The organism is Pseudacidobacterium ailaaui, from assembly GCF_000688455.1.
Classification (GTDB): Bacteria; Acidobacteriota; Terriglobia; order Terriglobales; family Acidobacteriaceae; genus Pseudacidobacterium; species Pseudacidobacterium ailaaui.
This window is the reverse complement of sequence record NZ_JIAL01000001.1, coordinates 1,543,916-1,562,530: the sequence shown is the minus strand read 5'-3', so window position 1 is coordinate 1,562,530 and position 18,615 is coordinate 1,543,916. Positions and strand designations below refer to the sequence as shown.

General features: G+C 58.8%; 14 protein-coding genes. 6 read left to right on the top strand and 8 right to left on the bottom strand.

The genetic code is table 11. The features are described from left to right. Nucleotides 1-44 precede the first annotated feature (44 nt). The 8 genes from N655_RS0106930 to N655_RS0106890 form a co-directional block, all read right to left on the bottom strand. Nucleotides 45-3,569, bottom strand: a complete 3,525-nt coding sequence (locus tag N655_RS0106930) for a TonB-dependent receptor domain-containing protein (protein ID WP_026442394.1) — start codon at nucleotides 3,567-3,569, stop codon at nucleotides 45-47. Nucleotides 3,570-3,792: 223 nt separating this feature from the next. After that, nucleotides 3,793-4,434, bottom strand: coding sequence for a c-type cytochrome (locus N655_RS0106925; RefSeq protein WP_238324550.1), 642 nt, complete (start codon nucleotides 4,432-4,434; stop codon nucleotides 3,793-3,795). 145 nt (nucleotides 4,435-4,579) lie between these two features. After that, complete coding sequence (locus tag N655_RS0106920; protein WP_155987535.1) at nucleotides 4,580-5,539, bottom strand: substrate-binding domain-containing protein; 960 nt, start codon at nucleotides 5,537-5,539, stop codon at nucleotides 4,580-4,582. Nucleotides 5,540-5,563: 24 nt separating this feature from the next. After that, entirely contained in the window at nucleotides 5,564-6,265 is a 702-nt protein-coding gene (locus N655_RS0106915; protein WP_026442391.1) for a hypothetical protein, read from the bottom strand. Continuing rightward, nucleotides 6,255-6,455 (bottom strand): hypothetical protein, encoded by a 201-nt coding sequence (locus tag N655_RS0106910; RefSeq protein WP_026442390.1) that lies wholly within the window; start codon nucleotides 6,453-6,455, stop codon nucleotides 6,255-6,257. Before N655_RS0106910 ends, N655_RS0106915 begins: the two co-directional genes overlap by 11 nt. Further along, complete coding sequence (locus N655_RS20260) at nucleotides 6,452-9,091, bottom strand: cbb3-type cytochrome c oxidase subunit I (protein WP_081823617.1); 2,640 nt, start codon at nucleotides 9,089-9,091, stop codon at nucleotides 6,452-6,454. The genes N655_RS0106910 and N655_RS20260 overlap by 4 nt, the downstream gene beginning before the upstream one ends. Then, nucleotides 9,088-9,270, bottom strand: coding sequence for a hypothetical protein (locus N655_RS0106895; RefSeq protein ID WP_026442389.1), 183 nt, complete (start codon nucleotides 9,268-9,270; stop codon nucleotides 9,088-9,090). Before N655_RS0106895 ends, N655_RS20260 begins: the two co-directional genes overlap by 4 nt. Nucleotides 9,271-9,393: 123 nt before the next feature. After that, the gene (locus N655_RS0106890; RefSeq protein WP_026442388.1) at nucleotides 9,394-10,089 is read right to left on the bottom strand and encodes a hypothetical protein; all 696 of its coding nucleotides are present in this window, start codon (nucleotides 10,087-10,089) and stop codon (nucleotides 9,394-9,396) included. Between the two features lie 184 nt (nucleotides 10,090-10,273). On the opposite strand from N655_RS0106890, the gene N655_RS0106885 reads away from it, so the two are divergent. From N655_RS0106885 to N655_RS0106860, 6 genes are all read left to right on the top strand, one after another. Then, nucleotides 10,274-11,167 (top strand): sigma-70 family RNA polymerase sigma factor, encoded by an 894-nt coding sequence (locus tag N655_RS0106885; RefSeq protein ID WP_026442387.1) that lies wholly within the window; start codon nucleotides 10,274-10,276, stop codon nucleotides 11,165-11,167. A 126-nt stretch (nucleotides 11,168-11,293) separates the two neighbouring features. Further along, the gene (locus N655_RS0106880) at nucleotides 11,294-12,649 is read left to right on the top strand and encodes a TolC family protein (protein WP_081823614.1); all 1,356 of its coding nucleotides are present in this window, start codon (nucleotides 11,294-11,296) and stop codon (nucleotides 12,647-12,649) included. Continuing rightward, complete coding sequence (locus N655_RS0106875) at nucleotides 12,646-13,749, top strand: efflux RND transporter periplasmic adaptor subunit (protein ID WP_026442385.1); 1,104 nt, start codon at nucleotides 12,646-12,648, stop codon at nucleotides 13,747-13,749. Before N655_RS0106880 ends, N655_RS0106875 begins: the two co-directional genes overlap by 4 nt. Continuing rightward, nucleotides 13,746-16,970, top strand: coding sequence for an efflux RND transporter permease subunit (locus N655_RS17765; RefSeq protein WP_044934129.1), 3,225 nt, complete (start codon nucleotides 13,746-13,748; stop codon nucleotides 16,968-16,970). Before N655_RS0106875 ends, N655_RS17765 begins: the two co-directional genes overlap by 4 nt. Next, complete coding sequence (locus tag N655_RS0106865) at nucleotides 16,967-17,191, top strand: YgaP family membrane protein (RefSeq protein WP_026442384.1); 225 nt, start codon at nucleotides 16,967-16,969, stop codon at nucleotides 17,189-17,191. The genes N655_RS17765 and N655_RS0106865 overlap by 4 nt, the downstream gene beginning before the upstream one ends. 76 nt (nucleotides 17,192-17,267) lie before the next feature. Then, nucleotides 17,268-18,614 (top strand): cytochrome ubiquinol oxidase subunit I, encoded by a 1,347-nt coding sequence (locus tag N655_RS0106860; RefSeq protein WP_026442383.1) that lies wholly within the window; start codon nucleotides 17,268-17,270, stop codon nucleotides 18,612-18,614. Nucleotide 18,615 lies beyond the last annotated feature (1 nt).

The window sequence follows — 18,615 nt, the reverse complement described above, 5'->3', positions numbered from 1 at the left end:
GAAAGACGCTGACCACAAAGGCCCCGGCCAGCGTCCGTTGCCCGTTAAAACTCCAGCCGGAACATCACCTGTCCTTGCCGGTTGCTATTGTTCTGGCCCGCATTTTGCGCCAGCCCGAATGTGCCATCACTGATGTTGTTGTCTGGCCCATTAAATTGCACGCGGTTGAACAGGTTGAAGTAGTCCACCTGCAGGATGCCCTGGAAGCGCTCGCCAAAGTAAAAGTGCTTCCGGACGTTGGCATCTTCGTTATAGTAGGCGGGGTTGCGGAGTTCGTTATAGTTCCGTATGGAGTTGCCCAGCGTAAACAGCGGAGCGGCAGTAAAGGCGCTCGGGTTGAAGATCTGGGCGGAACTGATCTTGCCCAGGAAGTAGTCTCTCTCGCGGTTGTAGGAAGCCGTGCTGAGCTTTACGGCAGGGTTCCTGTTCGGGCGTTCCCCACCCCCGTTTGGATAGGGGAAGGACAGGTTCTGGTATACACCAAACGGAGTGCCTGACTCATAATCCGTGATCCAGCCCACCTGCCAGCCACCCAGGATCTGTCCGGTCACTCCCTTGTTGTTGAAGAAACGCTTGCCGGGACCAATCGGCAGCTCATAGGTACCGCTGACTTTCAGGGTCTGCGGAGGCGCACCACTGGTGGGCGCCCACTCCAGTTTCTGGTTGTATTTGTTCAGCGCATTCGAAATAAAGCTGGTGAACCCGCTGCTCGTGTTGTTGTATTCACGCGCAATCGTATATCCAGCCAGGAATGCAAGCCCATGCGTGAACCGCTTTTCCACCTGGAGCTGCGCGCTCTGGTAATACGCTGTGCCATAGCCTTCAAAGTTGTTGAAGATGAATCCATATTGTGGATACGGCACCAGGGCCTGCGCTACCGTCGCCGCCGAGCCAAAATCATTGGCAAAATTCGGATAAGGCATCTGATAGCCCTTGGCCTGTGCTGAACCATCGGCGAAACTCAGGTTTAGATCATTACCCAGAGCAAAGTATTTCGGATCCAGCTGGTTGATGGAATTCAACTGGCTGGGCAAATGGATTTCCCGGTTGCCTACCCAGGCCGCGGTCAGAAAGATGTCATAAGGCAGTTCGCGCTGCACATTGACGTTCCACTGCTGGCTGTAGGGAGCAAAGCCGTCTGTCGAGCTGAAGGCATCAATCTGCACACCTCCAATGCCGAGCGTGGGGCTGAAAGGCGTCGGCCCGGGATTCGGCATCGTGCGGGTGTCCCAGCTGCCGTATGCGGAAACATTGGTCCCGGTCGAACTCTGGGCGAAGGACCCTACCAGGAGGTTCCCATAGTTCACCGCCACCTTGCTGGTCCCGTATTCATACGCGCCGCCGTTCAGGAAGGCAACGCTGTAGCCTGCCTGCAGCACGGTTTTGTCGTTGATCTGGTAAGCCATGCCTAGCCGCGGCCCGAAATGTCCCCAGTGAATATAGGCACGGTCATAGCCGGCGCACCCGGTGCAGTTCCCAAATTTTGTCAAAGCACCCGGAAGTCCGCCTGCTGCCGGATTGGTGCGCGGATTGTTCGGATCAAAGAAGACCACATTGTTATGCATTTCGGTGAACGGCACCTGAATGTCCCAACGCAGTCCGAGGTTCAACGTCAGCTTTGGAGTCAGTTTGATGTCGTCCTGAATGTAGGGCGACAGGTCCATGTTGCGCAGACGCAGCTCTTGCGAGTTGCTGCGATTGGCCGAGTCCGGCAGACCCAGCAGGTAGCTGGCAAACGAGCTGCCCGTCGTGTCCAGGTTGTTCGGATCGGCCGTCTCCAGATGGCTGAAGGCAAAGTGTCCGCCTGCTGTTTGCTCTTCGTTGTCGTCCTGGTAGGAACGCCGCCATTCGCCGCCGATGTTAAATGTGTTGCGGCCTTTGGTCCACAACCAGTTGTTGACCAGGGCCAGTCCCAGCTTGCGGTTAATCGACTGCAGCCATGCGCCGCTGGTACCCCAGCTCGTTGGTGCATGCTGTCCGTCAAAGGTGATATTGGGCGGAATCACCCCCTCGGCAATCGCAGGAAAGCTGTACTTGGTGATGTTGAACTGGTTGTTGATCTCGCCAATCCACCCAAAGCCCGCCGTCATGACGAGATTGGGTGTGACCGTGTTGTTGTAGGTCAGCAGGAATCCGCTGCCTAGTGCTGGCTCAAACTTCATGCTGTTCAGCGGATTCGGAGCAATCACAAACGGGCTGTAATCAAAGCTGTAATTGCTGAAGCTGTTCCGCCATTGACTGTAGTGCAGTCCCTGCGTCGGAGTCAGGACCTGGTCGATTGTGAATCCCCAAACATGCTGAATATGTGGGTTGATGAACGGGGCATAGCTTTTGTTGCTGTCCAGGCCGCCAATTCCCGTACCCGGACGGTCTGGGTTAGGCAGGTATTGCAGCAAGGACTGCGAATTGCCGCTGATCCTGTTGGAAGGAATCACGTTGGGCGTTGGAACTCCGTTCTTCAGCCCCATAAACTGCTTGCCCGTCGTCGGATCAAAAATCGGAATCTGCTGGCCCGTGCCGCCGTCTACAAAATCCGTGAAATCGCCGGTCTTTTCAAGCGCGCTGGGAACGGTGGAGATTCCCGTGTTTTCGTTGTTCTGCTTGTACCATTCCTGGCTGTAATGCCCAAACGTGCGGTTATGGCCGTCGTAGACCTTCGGGATCCAGATGGGACCGCCTACGGTGAAACCATAGTTATTTTCATGGTCCACCGGGACCTGGCCATTGCCGCCCTGCGCCTTTTCGTTAAAGAAACCGACTGAGTCAAACAAGCTGTTGCGGTTGATCTCAAACAGATCACCATGATACCGGTTCGTTCCCGAGGCCATCTGATAGGTCAGCGCCCCTTGCCCTAAACCGAACTGTGCGGAAAAAGTGGACCGTTCGACCCGGAACTCCTGCACCATTTCGTACGGTGGATTGAAGTTGGTTGTATATCCTTCGGTCTCCGGCTGGGGCGCAGGAACACCGTTGTAGACAATCTCCTGCTCGAAATCCACGCCGCCATTCACACGGTGCGAGAAGGTGTTGCCGGTAACACCAGGGGCAAGAAACTGCAGCTGGTCTACCTGACGTCCGCGGCCTGAGACCTCGACCGGCAGGGCCTTGACCACAGTCGGCTCAATCGTGGATCCAAGCTGGGGCGAGGTCGTGTTCAGGGCAATCGGATTCGCCGTGACTTCCACCGTTTCTGACGTTTCTCCGGTGGCCAGCGTCGCGTTGATGGTGGCCGTAGTGCTGACTTCCACGTTGATATTGTTGATCCTGAAGGTTTTAAACCCCCCTGCATTCACCTCAACCGAATATGCGCCCGGGATCAGGCCCGTGACCGTATAGGTCCCCGAGCTACTGGTCACAGCGTGGTTTTGCACTCCAGTGGATTGGTTGGTAATCGTGATCTGGGCACCCGCAATCACGGCGCCGGTCGAATCCGTGACGGTGCCGGTAATTCCGGCGTTTGCCTGTGCGTGAAGGGTCCGTACGGTGCAGAACTGCAGGAACAGCACACACAGAAGAAGCGCGGTATGCGCCATACACAGGCGCGCACCTTGATGGATAAGGCGTTGCATCCCACAACCTCCAGAGGTCTTGAGTCCGCTGTCTCAGGGCGGCATGAGCGGATAAATTCGATCTTTTGCCGTCCCCTTTCGTCTCTCGCATCTGGAAACGATACCAATCCTTTTGGTATCGTTTCCAGACGAACGCAACTTTAGAAGACCGCCTCTGCGATTGTCAACTGTTTTCTTGGACCGGCCCGCAGCCCATCAAAAATGGGCCGCTCCTGTCCCCGATTTAATAGTTTTTATAGGCTGGATTGAACTTCGGCCGCGGCATGGTGTGAATGAATGCCGAGACATCATAGGCCTCCTGCGGGGTCAGCGTCCCCGGGTGGTTCTGCGGCATGTTATGGATCACAAATGCTGCCATCTTGTTGGGATCATTCATCCCCGCGCCGTCGTTGAAGGAGTCCGGCCCCCACACTGCCGGCAGTACCGGGGGCACGCCGGCACCGTCGCTTCCATGACATCCGGCACACTCCCGGGCATAGACGGCCTTGCCTCGCACCGGGTCCCCTTCCAGCGGCGGCAGTTTTACCAGCCCACGTCCCGGATAAGGCCTTCCCTTCACCTGGTCCCGCGACAGCCACCGGACGTAAGCCACCAGTGCCTGCATCTCTGGACTGTCTTCGGCGGGCGGCCTGCCTGCCTCGCTGCGCGCAAAACACTCCTGGATGCGGTTTTGCAGCGAAATCACATGCCCGGCGCGCTTGTTATACATCGGGAAGAGTCCCGCCAGGTCAATCATGGGTGCAGCATAAGCCGCCGTCCCACTCTGAATGTGGCAATCATTGCAGGACAGCTTGTTGCCCACATACTGGCCCGCATACTTCGGGGTCTCATCAAAAATCTTCTTGCCTTGCTGCACAATTTGCATTTCCCCTGCCCTGTTTTCTGCCGGGGACGCCTGTCCGGCGGACCTTTGCGTTCTACTCCGCGAACATCCGACACCGGACAGGCACAGAAGAGAAATCCCCAACCACACAACCAGCATGGCGACGGTGCGGTTCACTCCGACCATCTCACTTGCCCTCCGAATGGGCTGCTGCCGGGCGGAAGCCGTATTCGTGATAGATGGCCTGCGCCTCATCGCTCTTCAGGAACTCAAGCCACAACGCCGCATTTTCCGGATGCGGAGCATTCCGGACCTTTCCGGCAGCGTAGATGGCCGTCGTGTTCTGTTCTGCCGGAATCGCGACTCCCTCGATAGGATTGTGGATGCTTTCCTGAAAGCGGACCTCCGAGCTCCAGGTCACGCCTGCATCCAGTTGCCCGCTCAGGATCCTCATCGGTGTCTGGCGGTGGTGGATCTCGGTCAGCCTGGTGTCTCCGCTCTTTACTTTGTCCTCATACACACTCTTGTACAGAGGCTCGCCGCCAGCTTTGCGCAGCGATGCGGCAATCTGCTTTGCCACGCCTTCCCATTCGGGATTGGGCATGGACAGGCGTACATCAGGGCGTCCCAGGTCATTCAATGAATGGATGCCTTTGGGATTGCCCGCACGCACCATAATTTCCAGATCGTTCGTCGCGTATTCCACAACGTCCTGCACCTGGCCGTCTTTCTGCATTTCCTGCAGCACCCGCGCTCCTGCTTCATACACGTCAGGCTTCACCTGCAAGGTGAGGTTGCCCAGCGTCAGGATGCCGTCTGCGGCCATCTGTTTCCGCAGGATGCCCGGCGGCAGCGTCTCATAGAAAATATGTCCGCGCAGTTCGGGGTGTCTCTGCTCAAAGGCCGCAATGAGCCTGGGCAAGACAAAAAACTGGTTTCCGCCGATAAAGAGCACCAATTGCGCATCGGCAGGATTGCCATGAAGGTCCGGCACATTGTCGATGTCCGCCACATGAAATTCATATCCTTTCTGGATGGCGGGATTATTGGCCCCCTGGCTCCAGGGAGGCGCAACCTGTGAAAACCCATATACGGCACTGGAAAATACAGAAGCCAATGCCAGAGAAGCTCGAAACAGATTCATCATTGTCTTTGCGTCCTTTGCTGGTCCTTAAACTGTGATGTACGTGTAGTGTCCTTCCGCCTGAAGCAATGCAATCGCGGCCACCATGGAAGCCACAACCAGGACTCCCGGAAGGATGTGAGACAGCATTTCGCGGACAATCTCTTCCGGGTCCTTTGCCCAGTTGTTCCTCTGGATCAGCACACGTGCCTGCTCCTCCGTCGCTGTGTGGCAGCTGAGAAACGTCACCCCGCGCGCTTGCAGCGTCTCCATACTGGTGTCCTGATAAAACGAGTTCTTGTCATTCAGCCTGCTCAGGTCCTCACTCTTGTTGCTTACTGTGCTCTTGAAAAACGGGTTCCTGACGGCAGGCTTGCCGGTGGCAGGATCATTTACCTTCAGCCATGCGCCGATCTCATATTTTTCCCAGATAAAATCGTCGTAGTTCAGCAGGTTCGCCGGACCATGAAGCGCACCCACGACCTTGATCTGCGTAGCCGGAACATTGAAGCCAAAGCGCAATCCATTCAATGAGTTCTTGATATTGTTGAGGAACTTTCCCTCGCCGATCTGGGTCACGTCATAGACCTGCCGGATGCGCGCTGGCTCGCGGAGCAAGGTTTCAAACTCAGCCAGCTTCCAGTTCTTTGACGTCCAGACCAATTGAGCATGGCCCTCCGCTGCGGAAGAAAGAGCGCCCAGCGCCGCAAGTCCTGCTGTTGCTGAGGACACAAATGTCCTACGGCTCATGTTTTGCATGTGTTTTCTCCTGTTCGGTTTTGTGTTGTTGTGCTTCCTGACCAGACCTGGCGACCCCAAGGTTCTTCAGGAATTGAAATTTGGGACGTTCAAAGCGCTCCTTCAGATTGGAAGACCGGCCGCGCCAGAAAATAAACAGCAGGAGAAGGGCCGTAATGGCCCCGATCAGACCGGCAATCATGGCTCCATCTCCATTCCCATCTGAGCGTGCGTGACGCCTTTCACAGTTGCCGGCGCAGACGGACTGGGTCCCTGATACAGCGAGCGAATGTAGTAGGTCACCGCCTGGATCTCGGCCGGGGTCAGCAGCGGCCACGCCGGCATCCCGCTGCCCGGCACTCCTTCATGGATCGCCCGCGCTCCTCCGTCATAGGAAGGCAACATCTCGTGAAAGTTTGCAGGCCGGGGAAGAAATTGGGCTGCATCCGGGCCGTCCCCTCCTCCGGACTCACCGTGACAACGTACACAGTGGGTCTCAAAAATGCGCTTGCCTGCTTCCATCAGGACCTCGGTTGAGGCCCAGAGCTCGTCCGCAGGCAAATCCGAAACACGGGCCAGTGTCTGCACATATTCGCCAACAGCCTTGAACTGCGCCGGGGGCAGATCGTTCCATGCCGGCATGGCCGTACCTGGCACGCCATTCTGCAGAGCGCTCCAGACGGTTTCTGGCTTTAACAGAAAACCCCTCAAATTGAATGCCACAGGACGCAAGGCGCGCCCGCCGGGAGAATCGGCACGTCCATCCGCTCCATGACAGCCTGAGCAGTTTGCCAGATACACGGCCCGGCCCTCCTCCAGTTCTTCTGCGGGAAAATTCCGGGTATCGTCATGCACTTGCATCGGCATCCATGCAACACTTGCGTTGCCGGCAGCAGGAGCGGCCCTCTCGTCCTTTGCGGCTTGTGCTGCTGCTCGCCCGAGCGACTCCACATAAGCAATCAGGTCAAGAGCATCCTTGGTAGGCCGGTCCGGACCACCCTGGAAGAGCCACGGATACCCTGGCATCACAGAATCGGGGACTACGTAGCGCGGATCATAAAGATGGACCAGTTGCCAGTCCTTTGTACGCTTTCCGGATTCACGCGCGAGGTCCGGCCCGATCCGTCGCGTGCCCCACATCTGCGGATACTCCTCTTGCGTCTCCCATGCTTCCGTCGGTCGGCCAAAGCGCCAGCGGTCGGCGGGCGTAAAGCGCACCTGCTCGGTATGACAATAGGCGCAACCATTCTCGCCATAAAGGACCTCGCCGTGCTTTTCCTCGGCCGACAGGCCAACGCGCACTCCGGAGGGTGTTGTCTCGACGATTTTTCGGTGTAACCGTATGGCCGGAAAGACCCCGAGCGCAAGAAAGGAAAGGACGAAGAAGACCAGACCAGCACCAAAGGTCGCCCCATTCGCCAGGCGGATCCAGATGTCGGCCCTCTGCGTGCCCGGACTTCCGTACTCAGGCGCGGTCCAGCCTGGAGCAGCCTCTTTGCTGCGCTCTCCGCTGAAGAAGCTTGCACCAAACAGGACGAAGCCAGCAAGCAACAGGCCCCCATCAAAGCTTCGGAAGACCCAGTAGCTCCGGGAGGTGCGCACCGACTCCATCCAGGGCAGATGCTGGCGCCATAGATCGGCCTGGACCAGACCGGCTGCGGTCAGGTCCAGCACCATTAGTCCCAACCCAATCACCAGCAGCCAGTATGACCATGCCAGCGCGCGCTGGTTGAGACGCACCCCGGGGACCCTCTGCCATACATGGGCCAGCCCGCCCATCGCAGCAAAGGAGGCAAAGCCAATCATGGCCAGATGTGAATGACCAATGACCCAGTCGGTGAAATGAATATAGCTGTTGAACGCCATCACCGCCTGGATGGACCCCTGGATGCTCACCACCAGATAAAGCACCACGCTGGTCCACACAAAACGCAGAGGGATGTCCCGCGCCACCGCCCCGTCCTTCGCAATCACAAGGGAAAGCAGAAGGTTGGTGACCACCAGAATGACATCAATGCCCTGATAGATGGATGCCACTTCTGAAGCATGTTGTGCCCCCATCGGCAGCGAGGAGTAAACATAATGATGGATGCCGTTCAGCGGATAAACCAGAAACAGCAGCCAGAAACCAATCATCGAGTAGAAATGGCTGTAGATGGGCTTGCGGGTCACCGCTGGAATTACAAAGTATGCAATGGCTGTCGCCAGAGGAGTCACAAAGACCCCCACGGCATCGTGGATCCAGAGTCCGCTGAACGCTGCGCCCATCGCGCCAGGCAACAGATGCGGCAGGATATTGCCTACCGGATACGCCAGCGCAGTAAAAGTCAGCCCGCCCAGGAAATACCATCCGGAAACATAGAGTTCCGAGGCATCGCACTTCCAGAACGGCAGCCCGAACTGGACCACCAGCAGTAACAGACACAGCTCGATCACGGCCGCGACCGCCAGTGGAAATTCGGCCCATTCCAGTGGCTGGCCCTGTCCGGCCAACACCAGACTCCATCCTCCACATACAGCGGCCAGGTTCCACAGCCAGAAAATCGTCCACCCCAGCCGTACGCTGGTGATCGGCCTTCGGGTCAACAACGGGGCCGCATAGTAAAGAAATGCGAGAAAAGCGTTCCCCAGCCAGGCGTAAAGGATCCCCTGCGTGTGGTCATAGCGGAGCCGCCCCCAGGTGTCCCAGCCATGACCACCCAGGAACCCAGGTACGTGGAATTTGACCGATACTGCCAGGCCAAACAGGGCCGAGACCACGAGCCCGAAAAAAGCCGCGATTGCATGGGCCCGGACCAGCCTGACGGCAATCAGTTGACTGCTCTGGCTGCTGCTCATCCCCGGACCTCAAGCGATTGGTTAAAGACCCGAGACGACTGGGCCGTCGTCGGGTCTACATAGCGGACAATCAGCCAGGAGAGCACTACCCCCAGCAGAAGAAGCAGGCCAACAAATAGCCTCTGACGCAAACTCAGGCGATGCACTGGTTGCTCATGGAGTGCAGCTGGATCATTCATCTCTCTTCCTTCATTCCCATCGCATCTTTTGATTTCAAGATGTGTTCCACGTGGAACACCTGTCCAATCGCAATTCCTTATAAGGGATAAGGATCGGGTGCCGGTTCGACGGCAGGTCATGGCTTATTGCGCCTCGGCCGCAATCTGGTGCTCCTCTTCGACACGCGGCCTGCGGATGACCGTTACGCCCTCCCCGGTGAGCAGAAACAATGTGCCTGTATCGCTCTTCAATACTCTCTGGCGCACATCGGGTACTGTCGCCAGCAGCACGGACTGGAGAGGTCCGCGAGTGTCCACGACTTTGCAGGTATGGGCCTGGGAAAAACGCCTGCCGGCATCTCCGGTGGACCGGTCCGGGGAAAAGAGCAGCAGGCCGCTTTCTCCGAAAGGCTCCGCCTTTGTGTAGCTTCCTGCATCAGGGAGCGGCTCCAATGTGGGGTTTGTATACCGCTTCAGCTGGAGCAGGGCTGTCCCCGATCCATCCCGATAGCGGACCAGTACAGCCTGGGACCCGGCGGGCGCGACAAAGTCATAAGCACCTGCTGCGGCGACTTCTGTTTGCGCAAGCCTCCGGATATGTCCCGGGTCTGTGACATCCAGGGCATCCAGCACATGGCCATTTTCTGCCTCGACATACAAGACAGTCTTCCCGTCGCTCGTGTCATATAAGTACATTGCTTCCGGATGCGCCTCCGCCAGCACTGGCCGGGTGTCTGGCGACTCGATCACGATATGCGCTGTGCGCGGTTGTACAGCTGCCTGCGCAGCAAAAGGTGCAAGCACCAGGAGGGACAGGATGGAAGTCTTCATCGTTTTCATGGCTCTACCTCTCTTTTCTGGACCCAGTTTCGCCCCCTTCGGTCCGGCCGTCCAATCGCGATTCTGGATGTCTTATAAGTGGTGCTTACCACCTCTCCGAGATGCTCTTTTGCCTCACAAGAGAGTGCCTGACACAATAGAAGAGGCAATTGCTTCTCAAAAACCTGAAGCAACTTTGAGGTTTATGCGTCCGGAGCTGGAGCAGGCAGTCACCTATTTACAGAAACCCGGCCCTCAGAATGTTCAGGAGGCCATCCGGCTCCTGCAGCAGACCCTTTTCTCTTTCAGCATGAAAATCTGCGGGCACCATCAGGACGCAGAAGACACCATGCAGGACGTGCTGGTCAGCTCACTTCCACATCTGGCAAAGATACGGGAGCCCCGTGCCCTTTCTGTCTGGCTCTATACAGCGGCCAAACGCCGCTGCTGGCGGAAGCGGCGCAAGTCCCCGCATCCATTGCGCCTTCTCACCCTCGAAGAGCTGATGCCCGACAAAGATGAACTGGAGGCCTTGCGCACTGGGGCCTCCTCAGACCCGGAGTCGGAGTCGATTCGGAGGCAGGACCTGAAGACGGTACAGGAAGCGGTCCTCGGCCTTCCACTGCCCTACCGTATCGTGCTTGTGCTCCATGATATGGAGGACCTCGATACGGAGCAGATTGCGCAAGTGCTCTCTCTGAAGCCCGGGACCGTCCGCGTACGTCTGCATCGGGCACGGCTGCTTGTGCGCCAGCAACTCTCCCGTCATCGGTCCACGTCCGGAAAGACGGCCCGCAAACGCAGTGCAAAATCCAGGAGCCAGCGTTCCGGACGTGTACCGGCCTGCCACGAAATCTTTGCCAATCTCTCGGACTATCTCGACGGCCGGCTGCCTCAAAAAGATTGCACCGAGCTCCAGGACCACATTGAGGCCTGTCCACAGTGTGTGCTGTTTATTCAGGACCTGAAGAGGGCCATAGACCGCTGCCGTTCGCTGGACCTGCCGACAAAAGACCACCTGGGCGCCGCGCTCCGGCGTCAGCTTACGGAAGAGTATCTGCGCCTGCTTCAGCACCCGTCTTCGCCGCACCCGCTTTGAAATTTTTCTGTAACGTTTTTCCCGCTTTTGTCTTTGTTCGGGTGAACAACACTTTTCAGCAGAAGTGCGGCCCTCCGTGAGCAGATCACCGCTCCGGGTGCCCGCACTGCAGAGGACAGGTGTAGAGTGAACATCCAAAGATTGACAGGTCTACTTGCTTGGAGCTTCCTGCTGGGGGTGGCCGCGGCCAAGGGCCAGCAGGAGACTTTGACCCTGCCACAGGCCGTCCGCCTTGCACTGGAACAAAGTCCGCTGACCGCTGCCTCCCGCGCCGACGTCAGTCTGGCCGAGGCGCGCGCTGCACTCGCCCGCACCGCGCTCTTTCCCCGTCTGGACTTCACCGAGGACGCGACGCGCGGCAATGACCCGGTCTATGCTTTCGGCACCAGACTGCGGCAGCAGCGCTTTACCCAATCTGACTTCGCACTGGACGCGCTCAACCGCCCCTCTCCCCTGGGAAACTTCGCCACCCGATTCACCGGCACCTGGACTGTTTTTGACTGGCTGAAGACGGAAGACCAGGTCCGCTCTTCCGATTTTGCCCGAAAGGGTGCTGCCGCTCAGGATGGTGCCGTCCAACAGCGGGTCGTCCTCGACGTCGTGCAGGCGTATCAGTCAGTGCTTTATGCGCAGAAGCAATCCGAGCTGGCGGACCATGAGTGTGACACGGCACAGGCCCTGCTGGATACGGTACAAACTCGGGTCAGGGCTGGCCTGGCCGTCGAATCTGACCTTATGGCTGCGCAGGTCAATCTGGCCCAGAGGCGCCAGGATCGGATTGCCGCTGAGGGCGATCTGGACACGGCCTGGTCGGAACTGGAAACCGCCATCGGTCATCCTCTTGTTCCACGCCCTGCCCTGCAACCGATTGTGCCCCGCCATTTCCCCGCTGGCGTACTCGCCGATGAAATCGCTTCCGGGCTCAAGGCACGTCCCGATCTTCGCGCCCTGGACGAAGGGCTTTCCGCCCAGCACGCTGCGGTGAAAGCTGCGAAAGCCAGCTTTGCCCCGGAGATCAAAACTTATGGGACCTGGGAAATGGACCGCCCCTCTTTTGCCGGACCCGGCGGAAACAACTGGGTGGTGGGTGTCCGCATGGACCTGGACATTCTGCCTCTGGCAAAACGTGCGGACCTGGCAGAACAGGTCGCGCTGCAGCGCAAAGCGCAGGCCAACCTGCAGGCTGCGGAACAACAGCTCCGCCTGGCCATCAGCCGCGCCCACTCCCAGCAGCAGACCGCGGCCCGTTCACTGGAGACCGCGCAGGCCGCCCTGGAACAGGCCGCTGAGGCACTGCGCATCACGCGCAACCGCTATGAGGCCGGACTGGCCACCATCACCGATCTGTTGCGCGCCGAAGATGCGCAGCGGCAGAACCAGAACCAATATTGGTTTGCTGTGTACAACAACGCGATGGCGCATGCCCGGTTGCTTTATGCGACCGGATCTCTCACGCCTGGATCCACGGAGGACCTGCAATGAAAGCCGTTCTCTTTTCCTCCCTTGCCTTGCTGTCCGGCCTGGGTTGTCATGGACCTTCCCCGGCCTCCTCGTCTGCGTCTTCTGTCGTCCGCGCTCATGAAGTCCAGAGCCGCGCAGTCGAAGCGCCGCAGTGGGTGCGTGTGACGGGAACCATTCATGCCCGAGACACGGCCGTCATCTCGGCCCAAATCTCCGCCCGCATCCTGAATGTTCTGGTGCGCGAAGGAGACACTGTACATGCCGGACAACTGCTGCTGGTTCTTGATGACCAGACCCTCCGCGCCGGCACGGCCCAGGCGCAGGCCGCCCTGGCTGCTGCCCGGGACCAGCAACAGGCCGCGCAATCAGAGGCCGACCTGGCCGTGGGCACTCTGGCGCGTTACAAGCTTCTGCAACAGGAGAAAAGCGTCAGCCCGCAGGAGTTCGATGAGGTGGAAAAACACGCGCAGGCAGCGCAGCAGCGCCTCTCCGCCTTGAAGGCGCAGGTCCAGGCCGCCCAGGCCGTGCTGCAGGCCGCAAGAACCGAGCAGGACCATGCTCATCTGCGTGCTCCTTTTGCCGGTGTGATCACCCTCCGGCTCGCAGACCCGGGCACGCTCGCCCTGCCCGGAGCACCCCTGCTGCAACTGGACAAAGCAGGGCCGTTGCAACTCGACATTCACGTGGATGAGTCGCTGATCGCTGCTGTGCATCCGGGCCAGAGTGTCCCGGTAGAGGTCCCAGGAGCGGGCGCAAACAAAATCACAGCCACGGTCGACCGCACCGTTCCGGCTGCCGACCCCTCCACCCGGAGTTTTGTTGTCAAGCTCAATCTGCCTCCCTCCCCAGGACTGAAGCCGGGCATGTTCGCCTCCGCATGGATTGCGAATGGAACGCACACCGTCATCACGATCCCGGAGACGGCGCTGGTGACCCGAGGGTCCCTGTCTTACGTCTACGTGGTGGACGCGCAGGGAACTGCACAATTGCGCTATGTCACCACAGGGAATACCTCGGATGGGTCCGTCTCCGTCCTCTCCGGGCTCAATTCTGGCGAAACCCTCGTGGATGCCCCCGGCGACCAAGACCTCTCTGGGAAGAAGATTGAGGTGCTGCAATGACCCAGAAGCTGGGCGTGGCCGGTCGTCTGGCCCGCACATTTCTTCCGTCCCCGCTGACACCACTCCTTGTCCTCGCATCGTTGATGCTGGGCCTATGGGCCATTCTCGCCATTCCGCGAGAAGAAGAGCCGCAGATCGTCGTCCCGATGCTCGACATCATCACGACCATGCCCGGGGCCTCTCCGGCTGAAATCGAGCAGCGGGTCACGGTCCCAATTGAGGGCCTCATGCACGAGGTCCCCGGCGTTGAGTATGTGTACTCGACCTCAAGCGCAGGGAAGAGCCTGGTGGTGGTCCGCTTTCTCGTCGGCACTCCCCAGCAGGAGGCCCTCGTCCGGGTTGATGAGAAGCTCAACTCCGGCCAGGAGCACCTTCCGCCGGAAGCCTCCCGGCCGCTGGTCCGCGCCCGCTCGATCGACGATGTACCCATCCTGTCGCTGACCCTTTGGGGAGAGCATTACGATGCTGGCCAGCTTCGCCAATTTGCCGATGAGGTGCAGTTCCAGGTCCGCCAGATTCCGGATGTCGCCGAGACCGACGTCATTGGGGGGCAGCCGCGGGAAGTACGCGTTCTTCTTGACAGTGGAAAACTGGCCGCTTACGGCATCTCTCCAGCCTCAGTACTCGCACACTTGCAGGCCGCCAATGCCCGGGTGGATGCTGGACAGTTTGCGCAGGACAACCGGCTCATTCGTGTTGATGCAGGAAATTTCTTCTCCAGCAGCCAGGAGGTGGGTGATACGGTGCTGGCCGTAGACCACGGCCGTCCCGTTTCACTGCGCGACGTTGCCAGTCAAATCCTTGACGGCCCGGCAGAGCCTTCCAACTACGTACTTTTTGGCACGGCCAAGGCCGGCGGAGGACCGCAGCAATGGCCTGCAGTGACCATCACCGTGGCCAAACGTAAAGGCACAAACGCCACCGTCATTGCCAATGCCGTGCTCCGGCGAGTACAGGAGATGCAGGGCAGCTCGCTCCCCGCTGACCTGCACATCACAACCACACGGGACTACGGGGTTACGGCCAAACAAAAGTCGGACACTCTGCTCGAACATCTTCTGCTGGCCACCTTTTCCGTCACCCTGCTGATGGCGCTTGCCCTGGGATGGAGGGAATCCGGGGTTGTATTGCTGGCCATCCCTGTCACGCTTGCGCTCACCCTGGCCGTCTTCTATTTCCTTGGCTACACGCTGAACCGCGTCACCCTCTTCGCCCTCATCTTCAGCATCGGCATTCTTGTGGATGATGCCATCGTGATCGTGGAAAACATGGTGCGCCACTTCCGCCTGCCGCAGAATGCAGGCCGGCCGCTGAAGGAGGTGGCCATTGAGTCCGTCGCAGAAGTAGGAAATCCCACCATCCTGGCGACGTTCGCCGTCATCGCGGCGATTCTGCCGATGGCCTTTGTGCATGGCCTCATGGGGCCGTATATGCGCCCCATTCCCGTAGGGGCCTCGGCCGCCATGCTCTTTTCTCTTCTGGTGGCATTTGTGGTGTCTCCCTGGGCGGCGCTCCGGCTGCTGGGCAGCCATCTGCAATCCTCTGACAAAAGAGCAGGGCAGCAGGAAGGCTGGACCACACGGCTCTACCGCCGCATCATGTCCCCTTTGATTTACAACAGGCGCACCCGCTGGATTTTTCTGGCTGGGGTCGTCTCCCTGCTGCTGTTGGCCATGGCCCTGGTACCGCTCCATCTGGTCCTGGTCAAAATGCTGCCTTTCGACAACAAGAGTGAATTTCAGGTTGTCCTGAACATGCCCGACGGCACTCCCCTTGAGCAAACTACGCGCGTGGCGCAGGCCCTCGGCAGCTATCTTGGCCAGCAGCCTGAAGTTTTGGACTACCAGATCTATGCCGGAACGTCCGGCCCCTACAACTTCAATGGACTGGTGCGCCACTACTACATGCGGCAGGACGCCAACCATGCCGACATCCAGGTCAACCTGCTGCCCGCCAACCAGCGCCGACTGCAAAGCCACCAGCTTGCCAAACGCCTGCGTCCGGAACTGGTAAAGATTGCCGCCGCCTATGGCGGCCGCGTTCAGGTCAGCGAGGTCCCGCCCGGACCTCCCGTCATCCAGACCCTGGTTGCTGAAATCTATGGCCCGGACCTCAGCGGCCAGATCCAGCTGGCCCGTAAAGTGAAAGCCATCTTTGCGAGCACGCCCGGAGTCGTGGACACCGACTGGTATGTGGAAGATCCACAGCCCAAACTCATCATGCAGGTCGATGCGGCCAAGGCCGCCTTACATGGCATCTCTGTCTCAGATGTCACTCAGGCCCTGTCTCTGGCCGTTTCCGGCGCCCCGGCCGGTCTGCTGCACACGCAGAACACAAGAGAAATGGTCCCGCTCGTAGTGGAATTCTCCCGTCCAGAACGCTCCTCGGAGCAGGCCCTGGAAAGTATCCAACTGCGCAGCTCGGACGGCACTCTGGTCTCTCTGCGCGAACTCGTGAATGTACGGCAGACCACCCTTGGGCCCTCCATCTACCACAAGAACCTGCGCCGTGTGGTGTATGTGACCGGCGACGTCTCCGGGGATGAGGAGAGTCCCGTCTACGCCATCCTGAAGATGAACAAGCAGCTCGATGCGCTGAAACTCCCGGCCGGATATACGCTGGCCCGCTACAATGCCAACCAGCCGGAATCCACCGACCACTACGCCATGAAGTGGGACGGGGAATGGCATATCACCATCGAGGTCTTCCGCGATCTGGGCCTGGCCTTCGCCGTCGTGCTCGTGCTTCTTTATGTGCTCCTTGTGGGCTGGTTCCGTTCTTTCGCGGTTCCGCTGATCATCATGGCCCCCATCCCGCTGACGCTGGTCGGTATCCTGCCGGCACATGCTATGACGGGCGCATTTTTTACCGCCACCTCCATGATCGGGTTCATCGCCGGGGCCGGAATCATTGTCCGCAACTCCATTATCCTTGTTGACTTCATTGAATTACGTCGACGCCAGGGCCTGCCTCTGGCTGAGGCCGTGGTGGATGCCGGGGCCGTCCGCTTCCGCCCCATGCTTCTGACGGCCGCCGCCGTGGTTGTCGGGGCCGGAGTGATTCTCACTGACCCCATCTTTCAGGGCCTCGCACTCTCCCTGATTGCAGGCGAGGTGGCCTCCACCCTGCTCTCTCGTCTGGCCGTGCCGGTGCTTTATTTCATGTTGCACGCACGAAACCCACATTCTTCTCAACCGTTCACAAAAGGAGCTACTGCATGAATCTGGAACGCAGCCTTCGTCTTCTTGCAGGTATGATGATCTTGTTCTCCCTGGCGCTGGCCCACTGGGTATCGCAGCGCTGGTTATGGCTGACCGCATTTGTCGGCCTCAATCTGCTGCAATCGGCCTTCACCAACTGGTGCCCGGCCATGTCCATCTTGCGCTCCCTGGGCCTTAAGGATGCGTGCCCGGCACCGGAAAAAAAGAGGCTTCTCCCTTAGGTCTTTCGCTCGTTCACAGGACCCTGCCTGGGCAGCGCGCCCAGGCAGCAACAGGAACCGCAAGCGTGAGGTAAAAATGAACGCACTGCTCCTGCACCGGATCCACTTTGCCTTCACCATCACGTATCACTATCTCTTCCCGCAGTTGACCATGGGACTGGCCCTGCTCATTGTGGTTTTAAAGACACTCGCCTTGCGCAGCCACGATGAGCATGCTGCGCAGGCAGCACGCTTCTGGGCAAAGATCTTTGCCGTCAACTTTCTGCTGGGCGTGGTCACCGGTATCCCGATGGAGTTCCAGTTCGGCACCAACTGGTCGGAGTTTTCACGCCGGACCGGCAGCATCATTGGCCAGCCTCTGGCCATGGAAGGCGTCTTTTCCTTCTTTCTGGAATCCACCTTTCTCGGCCTCTTTCTCTTCGGAGAAAAACGCCTGCCTCGCTGGGCCCACTGGGCCTCGGCCTGCATGGTATGGCTTGGCTCCTGGATCTCAGGTTTCTTCATTATTGTTACCGATGCCTGGATGCAGCACCCTGTCGCGTACCGCCTGCTGCCGGACGGCACTTTTGAACTCACAAGCTTCTGGAAACTTCTTCTGAATCCCTGGGCCTGGCTGCAGTATGCGCACAATATGTGCGGCGCTGTGGTTACTGCGGCGTTTGTCATGTCCGCAGTCGGGGCTTTTTATCTGCTCGAAGGTCGCGACCTTGCTTTCGGCAGGACCTTTCTCCGCATCGGGGTCACGGCCGGAGTCATCTCCTGCATCGCACAGATCTTTCCCACCGGTGACCTGCATGGGCGCTACATGGCGAGGCACCAGCCAGCTGCCGTTGCTGGCATGGAAGGTCTGTTTCACACAGAAAAGGGAGCACCGATTGTGATTCTGGGGCAGCCCGACTATGAGCAAAAACGCATTGATAATCCGTTGGTCGCCAATGATGTGCTCAGCTTCCTCATCTATGGAACAACATCGGCCGAAGTCAAAGGTCTGGACGAGTTCCCACCCGATCAGTGGCCAACCACGCTGCCTCTGCTCTTTTACAGCTATCACATCATGGCCGGCCTCGGGACCTACTTTGCGCTGCTGATGAGCATCGCTGCCTTCCTGTTATGGCGCGGCCGCCTCTACCAGACGCGCTGGGTGCTGTGGCCGCTTTTGTTAAGCTTTCCTCTGCCCTACATCGCCAATACGGCCGGATGGATGACTGCCGAAATCGGCCGCCAGCCATGGCTGGTTTACGGGCTGCTCCGCACCTCACAGGGATATTCCCTCCATGTTTCTTCCGGCAACGCCCTGTTTACTCTGCTTGGCTTTCTCGGCATGTATAGTGTGCTCTCGATCCTCTGGATCGTACTGGTCTATCGTTTTATCCGCACCGGTCCCGGCATCGCCACTCCGGTGGCCAGCAGCCTCACCGCTTAAA

Excerpts from the sequence above, each read along its gene's own strand:
- N655_RS0106930 (WP_026442394.1), bottom strand. The coding sequence starts at position 3,569 with ATGCAACGCCTTATCCATCAAGGTGCGCGCCTGTGTATGGCGCATACC.
- N655_RS0106925 (WP_238324550.1), bottom strand. The coding sequence starts at position 4,434 with ATGCAAATTGTGCAGCAAGGCAAGAAGATTTTTGATGAGACCCCGAAG.
- N655_RS0106920 (WP_155987535.1), bottom strand. The coding sequence starts at position 5,539 with ATGATGAATCTGTTTCGAGCTTCTCTGGCATTGGCTTCTGTATTTTCC.
- N655_RS0106915 (WP_026442391.1), bottom strand. The coding sequence starts at position 6,265 with ATGAGCCGTAGGACATTTGTGTCCTCAGCAACAGCAGGACTTGCGGCG.
- N655_RS0106910 (WP_026442390.1), bottom strand. The coding sequence starts at position 6,455 with ATGATTGCCGGTCTGATCGGGGCCATTACGGCCCTTCTCCTGCTGTTT.
- N655_RS20260 (WP_081823617.1), bottom strand. The coding sequence starts at position 9,091 with ATGAGCAGCAGCCAGAGCAGTCAACTGATTGCCGTCAGGCTGGTCCGG.
- N655_RS0106895 (WP_026442389.1), bottom strand. The coding sequence starts at position 9,270 with ATGAATGATCCAGCTGCACTCCATGAGCAACCAGTGCATCGCCTGAGT.
- N655_RS0106890 (WP_026442388.1), bottom strand. The coding sequence starts at position 10,089 with ATGAAAACGATGAAGACTTCCATCCTGTCCCTCCTGGTGCTTGCACCT.
- N655_RS0106885 (WP_026442387.1), top strand. The coding sequence starts at position 10,274 with ATGCGTCCGGAGCTGGAGCAGGCAGTCACCTATTTACAGAAACCCGGC.
- N655_RS0106875 (WP_026442385.1), top strand. The coding sequence starts at position 12,646 with ATGAAAGCCGTTCTCTTTTCCTCCCTTGCCTTGCTGTCCGGCCTGGGT.
- N655_RS17765 (WP_044934129.1), top strand. The coding sequence starts at position 13,746 with ATGACCCAGAAGCTGGGCGTGGCCGGTCGTCTGGCCCGCACATTTCTT.
- N655_RS0106865 (WP_026442384.1), top strand. The coding sequence starts at position 16,967 with ATGAATCTGGAACGCAGCCTTCGTCTTCTTGCAGGTATGATGATCTTG.
- N655_RS0106860 (WP_026442383.1), top strand. The coding sequence starts at position 17,268 with ATGAACGCACTGCTCCTGCACCGGATCCACTTTGCCTTCACCATCACG.